Annotated in this window: 9 protein-coding genes; all 9 read right to left on the reverse strand. The window is 47.1% G+C overall.

All coding sequences use genetic code 11. The features are described 5' to 3' along the window. Window positions 1-6: 6 nt before the first annotated feature. The gene (gene ftsA, locus U9Q77_11070; GenBank protein MEA3287897.1) at window positions 7-1,257 is read right to left on the reverse strand and encodes a cell division protein FtsA; all 1,251 of its coding nucleotides are present in this window, start codon (window positions 1,255-1,257) and stop codon (window positions 7-9) included. Next, the gene (locus tag U9Q77_11075) at window positions 1,254-2,027 is read right to left on the reverse strand and encodes an FtsQ-type POTRA domain-containing protein (protein MEA3287898.1); all 774 of its coding nucleotides are present in this window, start codon (window positions 2,025-2,027) and stop codon (window positions 1,254-1,256) included. Before U9Q77_11075 ends, ftsA begins: the two co-directional genes overlap by 4 nt. Beyond that, the gene (murC, locus tag U9Q77_11080) at window positions 2,028-3,389 is read right to left on the reverse strand and encodes a UDP-N-acetylmuramate--L-alanine ligase (protein MEA3287899.1); all 1,362 of its coding nucleotides are present in this window, start codon (window positions 3,387-3,389) and stop codon (window positions 2,028-2,030) included. Next, window positions 3,382-4,533: an undecaprenyldiphospho-muramoylpentapeptide beta-N-acetylglucosaminyltransferase gene (gene murG / locus U9Q77_11085; GenBank protein ID MEA3287900.1), complete on the reverse strand. Its 1,152-nt coding sequence runs from the start codon at window positions 4,531-4,533 to the stop codon at window positions 3,382-3,384. The genes murC and murG overlap by 8 nt, the downstream gene beginning before the upstream one ends. After that, complete coding sequence (locus U9Q77_11090; protein ID MEA3287901.1) at window positions 4,523-5,647, reverse strand: FtsW/RodA/SpoVE family cell cycle protein; 1,125 nt, start codon at window positions 5,645-5,647, stop codon at window positions 4,523-4,525. The genes murG and U9Q77_11090 overlap by 11 nt, the downstream gene beginning before the upstream one ends. Beyond that, the gene (gene murD, locus U9Q77_11095) at window positions 5,644-7,020 is read right to left on the reverse strand and encodes a UDP-N-acetylmuramoyl-L-alanine--D-glutamate ligase (protein MEA3287902.1); all 1,377 of its coding nucleotides are present in this window, start codon (window positions 7,018-7,020) and stop codon (window positions 5,644-5,646) included. Before murD ends, U9Q77_11090 begins: the two co-directional genes overlap by 4 nt. Before the next feature lie 2 nt (window positions 7,021-7,022). Continuing rightward, complete coding sequence (gene mraY, locus U9Q77_11100) at window positions 7,023-8,132, reverse strand: phospho-N-acetylmuramoyl-pentapeptide-transferase (GenBank protein ID MEA3287903.1); 1,110 nt, start codon at window positions 8,130-8,132, stop codon at window positions 7,023-7,025. Continuing rightward, window positions 8,132-9,499: a UDP-N-acetylmuramoyl-tripeptide--D-alanyl-D-alanine ligase gene (gene murF, locus U9Q77_11105; protein ID MEA3287904.1), complete on the reverse strand. Its 1,368-nt coding sequence runs from the start codon at window positions 9,497-9,499 to the stop codon at window positions 8,132-8,134. The genes mraY and murF overlap by 1 nt, the downstream gene beginning before the upstream one ends. Next, the coding region (locus tag U9Q77_11110; protein ID MEA3287905.1) for a UDP-N-acetylmuramoyl-L-alanyl-D-glutamate--2,6-diaminopimelate ligase at window positions 9,483-10,518 on the reverse strand (1,036 nt) is incomplete at its 5' end. The genes murF and U9Q77_11110, both read right to left, overlap by 17 nt.

Consider the following 10,518-nt stretch of genomic DNA (forward strand, 5'->3'; position numbering starts at 1 on the left):
CTGTTGTTAAAAATTATTTTGAAAAAAATTGGCTATCTTATGAATGAATCGAGCCGGGGCACCCCGGTCAAGTTGTCTGGCATCCTCAGATTGAAACTTGGCAGCATAAGCGATCAAACCGGTGGCTGTTGCATATTCCGGACTCTCGACCATTTCTGTTGTGTCTGTGAATCCAATGGGGCTGCCCAGACGAATAGGCATTTCAAAAACTCGTTTTGCCAGGGCCTCAAGACCGGGGATCTTGGATCCGCCACCCGTGAAAACCAGGCCTGAATTCAAGTGCTTCAACATACCGTTCTCTTTGAGATTGGTCTTGACCATCTGCAGGATCTCATCCATGCGGGCCTCGATGTACATGGAAAATTCTGATTCATTGATATTGCGGTCTTGTCGTCCACCCACACCCTTTATATCAAAGACTTTGTCCACTTCGGTATGCTCGGTGAAACAGTGTCCGAATTTGAGCTTCAATTCATCAGCTTGCTCCTCAGTGATACGTAGAATGCCGGCAATATCAGAGGTTACCTGATTTCCGCCAAAGGGCAGAGAAACAGTATGTTCTACACCGAATTTGGACATGACAATGGCATCTGCCGTACCGGCTCCAATATCGATTAATCCCACACCGATCTGCTGTTCCTCTTCCGTAAGCACGGATTGGGCTGAAGCAATTGGCTCCAACACAAAATCTTTTACCTGGCAACCGGCATTACGGACAACAGAAATAATATTTTTGGTGCTGGCCGTAGCAGAGGTGACCAGATGAACCTGAGCTTCCAGACGGCGACCGGTCATGCCTACCGGATTACGCAGACCGGTCTCATCATCGACTGAATACTGCTGTGGGATCACATGAATGATGCGCCGACCGTTTGGCAAACCAACGGCTTTAGCAGATTCGATGACCCGATCAACATCTTCTTCGGTGATCTCCAGTTCTTTTTCTCCCCTGCGTCTGGATAGATCTGCGATACCGATCACACCTGTGGCGTTCAGGCTGTAAATGTGCTCACCGGCAATTCCAACCGTTACATATTCAGCCTTGATCCCGGCGCTGGTTTCGATCTCATCCAGAGCCTTACGAATGGCTGTCGAAGTTGCTTCAATATCTACAATAGTCCCTCGACGCAAACCCGATGAGGGAGAACTGCTTAGCCCGACTATCTTGAGGGTATCCTCATGGTCTGGTTCGGCTGCGATGGCACAAACTTTCGAAGTTCCGATATCTAACCCAATGTATATTCCGCGGCTGTTCATCGTGAATTTCGCTCCTTTACGATGACCTGACGCTTAAAGCGTAGATCTATATACTGATAGGGACTGATGATCCCTGAATCTGATTCGTCTGCTACAAATGTTGACAGGATGGTGCTGTTATCGATGGCATCATCTTCATTTCCCAATAAAACGGTGGTGCTATGGGTGGCTGAGATCAGTTTTATTCCCCGACGATCATAGGATATTTCTGAAATATCCAGATAAATATGTTGATGATTTCTGCGGATGATCTTTAAGAAATTTACCAGCATTTGAACCGTTTCGTCAGGGATAAGATCACCGATTTCCGCAGATCTTAAATCTGTGCTGACCCCGGTTATGATTGGTAGATTATAGAGCATACCCTTGTCTGGCAGGGGCAGCAGAGTTGCCTTGTCATCCAGGGTCATAATGCTTTGAATAGCAATGTAGGCTACAGGCAATACATCATAGAGGTAAACATCCAAAGTGTTGGGGAAGTGTCGGGTGGCTTTGGCATTGCGGATCAGAGGATATTCCAGGAAACTGTTTTGAATAGCCATCAGATCAAGCTCATGTAGCGCTTTTCCGAGATAGATCTCAGTCAGGTTTTTAACACGCTCCGGACTCATGGTGCGCTGACCGTAAAGATTAATGATCTCCACATCATTTGATCGTATGAGATTGGCGTAGCTCAGGCTTAGAGAACCCAGCAAGATCACACTGATAAGCAGAATAGCTGAAAATGCCCAGCTCAAAGGTGGAATGCTGTAGAGGGATGCTCGGGTCATCTAGTTGCGCTCCCCCAGAAACAACTCGTGCAATTTCCAAATATCTCCGGCACCCATGGTGATGACCAGATCACCACTGCGCAAGATCGGTTCGAGATAAGCATGAACATCAGCTATGTCTGGTTGGTAGTCAAGAGAACCATTGGCTTCATCCAGGATCAGTGCAGAACTCACACCTGCTATGGGGAGTTCTCTTGCCGGATAAATATCAGTGACAAGAGCAATATCCGCCTGTTCAAGAGCGCTTGCAAATTCTGCTGCAAAATCGCGGGTTCGCGAATAGAGATGTGGCTGAAAAACAGCGATAACCCGAGCTTCGGGCCAGCCGGAACGGGCCGCTTTGAGCGTAGCTTCCAGCTCAGAAGGATGATGGGCATAATCATCAATGAATTGCACGCCATTCAAACTTCCTTTTAATTCGAAGCGTCGTTCAACACCCCGGAAAGTTTCCAGGCCAGCTTTGATATGATTAAAATCAACCCCCATTTGATGGGTCAGGGCACAAGCACCCAATGCATTCATCACATTGTGCTCACCCGGCATGTTCAGGGTGATGATTCCCAGATATTTGCCATTGTACATGACTGTAAACCGGCTATTTAATTCATCCAGATGGAGATCAACAGCCCGATAATCCGGTTTCTCACTTAGCCCGTAACTCACCAGGGGATAGGGACTTAAATGAGCCAGACGGATCAGTTCCTCGTCATCACCCTGAAGTATCAGGATGCCATCATTTGTTAATTTGGAGATAAACTCGAGAAAAGTATCCCGCACATCCTGCAAGTCGGAATAAATGTCAAGATGATCGGCTTCAAGCGTGGTCACGATGATCCGGTCTGGATTTAAAGCTAAAAAGGACCGATCATATTCGTCGGCTTCAACAACTATATGGGTATGAGCACCCAGACGCAGGTTTGAATTCAGGTTAGGCAGGATGCCGCCCACCAGAATGCTGGGATCCAGTTCAGCAGTGACAAGAATTTGTCCACACATCCCTGTGGTTGTGGTTTTCCCGTGGGTACCAGCAATGGCCAGAGTGTGCTTATAGCCGGCTGCTATTTGCCCCAATAGATCAGCTCGTCTGAGTTCTGGAATAGCATGCGTCTCAGCGTAGTTGCGCTCTGGATTGTCAGGGTTTACCGCACTGGAGTATACTACCAGATCTGCGGACTGGGCCTGTTCAGCTTTGTGGCCAATAAATACTTCGATTCCGGCGGCTCTTAGCGAATTCAGCAGCTTGCTGTCTAACTGATCAGAGCCTGAAACGGTTTTCCCCTGTTGCTTTAGCAGCAATGCCAGGGCACTCATTCCGATTCCGCCAATGCCCACAAAGTGGATATGTTGGGCTGAACTAAGCACAGGTACTCGCTATTCTGATAATGCTGCTGCAGATATCTTGAGCCGCATGGGGTCTTTTAAGGGCTGAGGAGGCTTGAGCCATGGTGTTTAATTTTTCGCGGTCAGTGAATATCTCTGTAACCAGGGGCAGAAAAGCACCTTCTGCAAGATTTTGCTCTAGAAGAACCCGGGCGGCACCAGCGTTTTCCTGGCTTCTGGCATTGAATTCCTGGTGATTTGCTGCCGCAGATGGCAAGGGGATCAGGATCGCTGGCAATCCAAAATGATTCAATTCAGTGAGGGTCATGGCACCTGCCCGACAGACCATGAGATCTGCCAGAGTGTAAGCTTTGTCCATTTCTTTGATAAAAGGCAATAGTTTAATCTTGGGGTTGCTGCTGATGTGGCGCCGGCAATATTCAAGATCTGCTTTGCCGGTCTGCCAGAGGATCTGCATCCCGATCTTTTCCAGATAAAGAGAAGCCTTCTTGACAAAGTGCCGGTTGATGGTTCTGGCGCCCTGTGACCCTCCCAGGATGAATAGAGTTGGTAACTCCGGATCAAGTCCGAAAAAATGAGCTGCATCCACCCGGTTGACAGTTTTCTCCAGATGGCGAATAGGATTTCCGGTCATCAGGGTTTCAGCCCCCTTGAGATGCTTCTTGGCATCCTCATAGGTGAGGAAAATCTGTTTTGCTTTAACTGCAAAAAGACGCGTTACCATGCCGGGATAACTGTTCTGCTCCTGGAGTACGACCGGGATGTTATTACGCAGGGATTGTCGAACCGGTACAGCACTGGCATAGCCACCGGTGCCAACCGTGATATGTGGATCAAATGATCTGAGAACTTTATTGGCTTTAATAATGGAGGATAGCATACGAGCCGGCAACAGCAGGTTTCTTTTTAAACCGTCTAATGAAATTGAACGGGATAATCCGCGCATGGGGAGGGTCTCCAATGAAAACCCAGCTTCTGGGATCAACTGATTTTCCATACCGTAATCACTCCCGAAGAACAGGAGGTCAACTCCGGAGAAGGCACTTTGGTCTGTCACACATCGGTCCAATTCCTCGGCAATTGCCAAAGCTGGGATGATATGACCACCAGTCCCACCGCCGGCCAGGACCACCCGCATCCGATTGTCATTGGACTTAGAATTCAAGATTCAGTATCCTTTCTGAGGAAAGGATCTTCCCCGATTCATTATTGGAAGAAATGTTAAACAGGATTCCCAACATGACTGAAGTCACCAAAAGATTCGAACCACCATAGGAGATCAAGGGCAATGGTAAACCGGTAGTCGGCAGGAAACCTGTGACCACACCAATATTTACCATAGCATAGCTAAATAGTGAAAAACTGATCCCGATAGCCAGCAACATACTGAAAAAATCTGTTGAATTTCTGGCGATCCGCAAACCTCTCAGGAAGAGCAGCAAGAACAGGAGCAGAAAAAAGAAAGAACCCACAAAGCCAAACTCCTCACCCAGGATACTGAATACAAAATCAGTATGAGGCTCAGGCAGGAAGAGGTCCTTGACATAGCTATTACCCAGACCGACTCCACCGATCCCACCATGAGCCAGTCCCATGAGAGAATGATGAACCTGAAAACCTTCATTGGCTACATCAACATTATCACTCATGAAGGTCATGATCCTTTTCCACATGTAGGGTTTACTCCAGGCGTAGAGCATGGCTGAGATCGAACCGACGGAGAGGAAAGCTGAGATATGACTGAGCTGGATATTTCCCAGATAAAACAACACCAGGGACAGCATCATGATCATTAAAGAGGAGGAGAGGTCAGGTTGAACCGCGATCAGCGCCACCACACTCCCCACTAGAATAAAGGCAGGTAACACACTGTTCTTTAAGTCACTTAAGAGATGTTGTTTCCGATGAAGATAATCGGCAATGAAGATGATCATACCCAGTCGCACAAAATCTGCCACTTGGAAACTGAATCCGCCCAGATACAACCAGCGAGCCGGATGAATGATGCCCATCATTTTATTATAGATCAGGACACCGATTAACATCCCGTAGATCCCCGCTAAAATGAGGTATCGCAGTGGACGAAAATATTGATGGGGAAAGCGAGAGAATACAATGCCCAGCATGATAGCAATTGTGCCATTCATAAGATGACGCTTTAAATAGTGGGCTGAATCAGGGTGTTGAGAGGTTGAGGCTGAATACATCACTACAGATCCAGCCACAAAAAGAATGATGACGATGATAAACATCACTTTATCCAGATGGAAATGTCTCACAGTGTCCAGCCTTCCCGGGCTTGGATCAGTGATCTGAAATGATCACCACGAACCTCATAATTATCAAATTGATCGAAACTGGCACAGGCTGGAGAAAGGAGTAGTACATCACCTGGTGACCCTTGTTGCAGACAATGTTCGATTGCGTTCTCCAGTGTGTCAACAATTCGGGTTACCAGCGAACGTCCAATTTGAGTTTCAATTATCTCAACAGCATCACCAACCAACAGCACTTCTCGGACATGTCCCTCCAGCAAGGGCAGAAGAGCAGTGAAATCCCCGCCTTTATCCTTTCCGCCCAGAATCAACCAAAGCGGTTGTGAAAAACTCTGGATAGCCACCTCAGTTGAGGCAATATTGGTTGCTTTGGAATCATTATAACAACGAATATCATTTATTTTACCCACATATTCAATACGGTGGGGGACTGCCTCGAAGGTCATCAAACCCTGAGCCAGTAACTCTGGATCATCGATGAAATCCATAACTGCAGCAATTGCTGCCAGAGCGTTACTCAGGTTGTGCTTACCAGGAATTGGTAATATTTTCGCCGGCAGTATGGGACACCAACCACTTGGTTTCATCATACCCAGGACACCTTCAGCCAACATGGCATCGCCACCCTCAAGGCTATCTACAGCAAAAAATTGCTTATGCTCAGCCAAAATATCCCGACGCGCCAACTCAGGATCATCACGGTTGATGATTACCTTACCGCTGTGTTTCATGTTCTTGAAGAGATCCAATTTGGACTGGTAGTATGCATCCAGACTTGGATAGCGATCTAAATGATCAGGAGTCAGGTTCAAGAGAACACCGACCTGAGGTGCAAAGCTTTCAATATTATCCAATTGGAAACTGCTTACTTCGAGTACAAAAACAGGCTTTTCCGGTGCTTTCTGCAAACTGTCCATGAGGACCTCTGAAGCTGCAATACCAACATTGCCACCCAGAAAACTATCATATCCAGCAGTTTGAAGTAGATGATGAATCAGATTGACTGTCGTTGTTTTTCCATTTGAACCGGTGACAGCAATAATTGGGGCATCGATAAACCAGGAGGTTACTTCGACCTCAGAATAAATTGGGATACCCTGTTTACGGATCTTTTTAATTATATCGGCGTTTTCCGGAATACCGGGACTTACTACCACAAAAGCAGCATCCAAAACATCCTGGGAATGATATCCAAATTCGAATTCAGCCCCAATTTCTGCCATGACCTGGCGTTTTTCAGCAGTGAACTGGTCAGTGTTTGATTCGCTCAGAAGCACTTTGGCTCCAAAATGACTCAATAAACGAGCTGCTCCCATGGCCGAGCGCTGACTACCCAGAATGGCTACCTGCTGATCTTTTACTCTATTATTATCCACGATCACCTGATCTTGAAAGTTGTGAAGGTGAGGAAGGCGAACAGGATACCCAGGATCCAAAAACGGATCACGATCTTGTTCTCATCCCAGCCCTTTAGTTCAAAATGATGATGGATAGGAGTCATCCGGAATAGGCGACGACCCTCTCCATACTTTTTCTTGGTATATTTGAAATAGCGCACTTGGATGATCACTGAGAGGGATTCCAAAATGAAGACCCCTCCGGCAAAAGGGAGTAAAAACTCCTTTTTCAGCATGACCGCCACCGCCCCAAGTGCGGCTCCCAGAGCTAGCGACCCGGTATCGCCCATAAAGACCTCTGCAGGTCGGGCGTTGAACCAGAGAAAACCAAGCGAAGCTCCAATGAGTGCCGCACAAAAGACAGTGAGCTCTCCTGCACTAGGGAGATAGATAATGTTTAAATATTGACTAAAATCGACTCGGCCGGTTATGTAGGCAATTCCGGCAAAAATCAGAGCTGCAATTCCCATCAATCCAGCAGCCAGACCATCCAGGCCATCACTCAAATTGACCGAGTTTGAAGTGGCCGTGATCACAAAAATTACAAAAGGGATATAGATCCATCCTGATCGAAGATCGATCACCAGATCCTTGACGAAGGGTAGGGTGGTAGCCGTACGAACCTCTGCAAATTCTGGATGGATCATCATGACGGTACCCAGAAATAGACCAAGTGTGATCTGACCCAATAGCTTGTAACGCGCAATAAGACCCTGTTTTGATTTTTTTACGGCTTTCAGGTAGTCATCTATGAAACCTACCGCTCCCATCCAGACCACTGACAGGATCATCATCTGGATGTAAATGTTATCCAGACGCCCAAAGAGCAGTGTGGGGACCAGGATTGCTCCAATAATGATCAGACCGCCCATGGTTGGTGTGCCCGCCTTGGCTGCGTGGGATTTCGGTCCGTCGATCCGGATAGTTTCACCGATCTGCATTTGATGCAGTTTGCGGATGATCCAGGGACCTATGATAAAGGAGAATATGACGGCAGTGATGGCAGCACTTGCTGAGCGAAATGAGATATAGCGGAAGACATTCAATGCTGAGAAATATTCCTGAAGAGGTAGCAACAGATGGTATAGCATTAGTTCACTTCCTTATAGGCTTTGATAAAAGCTTCCAGTTGCATTCCTCTGGATCCCTTCAGGTAAACCAGGTCTCCAGGGGCTATTAGATCTAAGAAGTATTGGATCGTTGTTGCTTTGTCTGGGTTGTGATAGAAGGTTTTGAAGTCTGATTCTACGAGCTTGTTTGCAGTGGCGATAACTTCATGACCAACCAATATGATCTGATCAAAACCGGCCGCCAGCATCTGCTCTGCCGCGGCAGTATGCAGATCATGGCTCATGGATCCTAATTCCAGCATATCACCGAAGATCAAAATCTTTCGTGCAGGTGTAATTATCTCGGCCATGGTCTCAAAACCGGCAGTGACACTGGCTGGATTGGAATTATAGGCATCATTGAAGAAATGCACACCACCAATGAGTGCATGCTCCATCCGTCCAGATTCTCCTGGATAGTTTTCCAGGGCAGTGCTCACCTGATCAAAGCGTAAACCATTTTGCAGGGCGATGGTGATAGCTGCTGCGGCATTAAAAGCGATTGCTTTACCGGGTTGCGGCAAATGAGCAGCATATTTTCCAAATAATATCTCATAACAACCCTGCGCATCAGGTCCTTTGATCTGATAGCTTCTTTCCTTGACCATGGAAAAACCAAAATGAATTGGATTTGGACAATTTTCTGCCAACTGAACCACCCGCTCATCATCAATATTGACAAATGAGCGCCCGCCATGGCCACAGAGATACTTGAAAAGCTCTCCTTTGGTTGCCTGGATCGTATCTTCATCATGAAAAAATTCAGTATGAGCCAAACTGATGTTGGTAATCAGGCCCTGATTCGGTTGAGCAATATTGCAGAGATATTCAATATCACCGGACTGGCTTGCGCCCATTTCTATTACAGCAATCTCATGGGATTCATCAAGATTTAGGATTGTCATGGGCAAGCCAATGTGATTATTGAAGTTGCCTGTAGTGTTCAAAACCGTATATCGTTGTTCAAGAAGGTGAGCGAGCAGGTTTTTTGTGGAAGTTTTTCCATTGGTTCCTGTGATGGCGATCAATGGCACATCGAAACGTTTCCGGTGTGATGTGGCCAGATCCGCAAGCGTTTTGATCGGATCTTCGGTCATTATCAGCGGGATGGGAGCTTCCCAGTTCTCACATCCGTCCCAGGTAGTGGAGGCCATAACGGCTGAAGCGCCACGGGAAATGGCTTTTGGGATAAAGTCATGACCGTCCACCTGGGCACCAATAAATGCAACGAAGAGTTCTCCGGCATTTAAGCTTCGAGTATCAATACTGACACCGGTAATTGGGGAGTCAAACACTCCCTTAATATTTATACCAGGGAGCGCCATAATGGTCTCATGCAGAATAGCCATGCTGCTCCATGAATTGGTTTACTATGTTCATATCACTATAAGGGTTGCGGTGACCCATTATTTCCTGATAGGACTCGTGTCCCTTGCCGAGGATGGCAATAATATCACCTTGCTCAGCGATTCGCAGGGCTGTCTTCACGGCTGAGCTGCGATCCTGAATGACTTCGAAATTATCGCGATTCTGGCAGCCTGTAGTAATGGCATCAATGATGTCCATGGGGGTCTCGGTTCGCGGATTATCATCTGTGATAATGGTCTGAGTGGACAAACGAGTTGCGATCTCGCCCATAAGGGGGCGCTTCCCCTGATCCCGATCACCGCCACACCCAAATACGGAGATCAACTTTTGTTTTGGGTAAGCTTCAGCCAGGGTTTGCAGGACTGTTTCCATGGCATCAGGTGTATGAGCATAATCAACAAAGACAGTAAAAGGGGCCTGATTTTCCATTTTTTCCAACCGCCCTGGTACCGCAGGCAAGGTTCGAGCTGCACTATCAACCTTGTCGATATCACATTCCAATTCTACAGCTGTGGCATAGGCCGCCAGAAAATTGTAATAGTTAAAGCTGCCAACAGTATTTACCTGCAGAGTGCGTATTCCATAAGGGGTCTCTAAAGTGAGCTCGACTCCGTGGCGATTGATGGAGTGATCGAGGATCCGATATTCAGCGCGAGAGTTGTAGCCATAACGTATGATCTTGGCTACGCAAACTTCTATGATCCGTTCAGCAAAAGGGTCATCTATATTTACGATAGCCACCGAATCTTCTGAAAGGCCTTTGAACAGGAGTTGCTTTGCTGCCAGGTATTCTTCAAAGGAACCATGGTAATCCAAATGGTCCTGGGAGAGGTTGGTGTAGACGGCTACATCAAAGCTGAGTCCATCCACCCGATTTTGATCCAGAGCGTGGGAGGACACTTCCAGGGTGATAGCCTTTGCCCCATGCGCCACAAATTCAGCGAGGATCTCGTAAAGATCGGCTGATTCAGGTGTCGTATGCATAAGATCAGTATTCACC

This window comes from Candidatus Neomarinimicrobiota bacterium (assembly GCA_034716895.1).
Classification (GTDB): Bacteria; Fidelibacterota; UBA8477; order UBA8477; family JABMPR01; genus JABMPR01.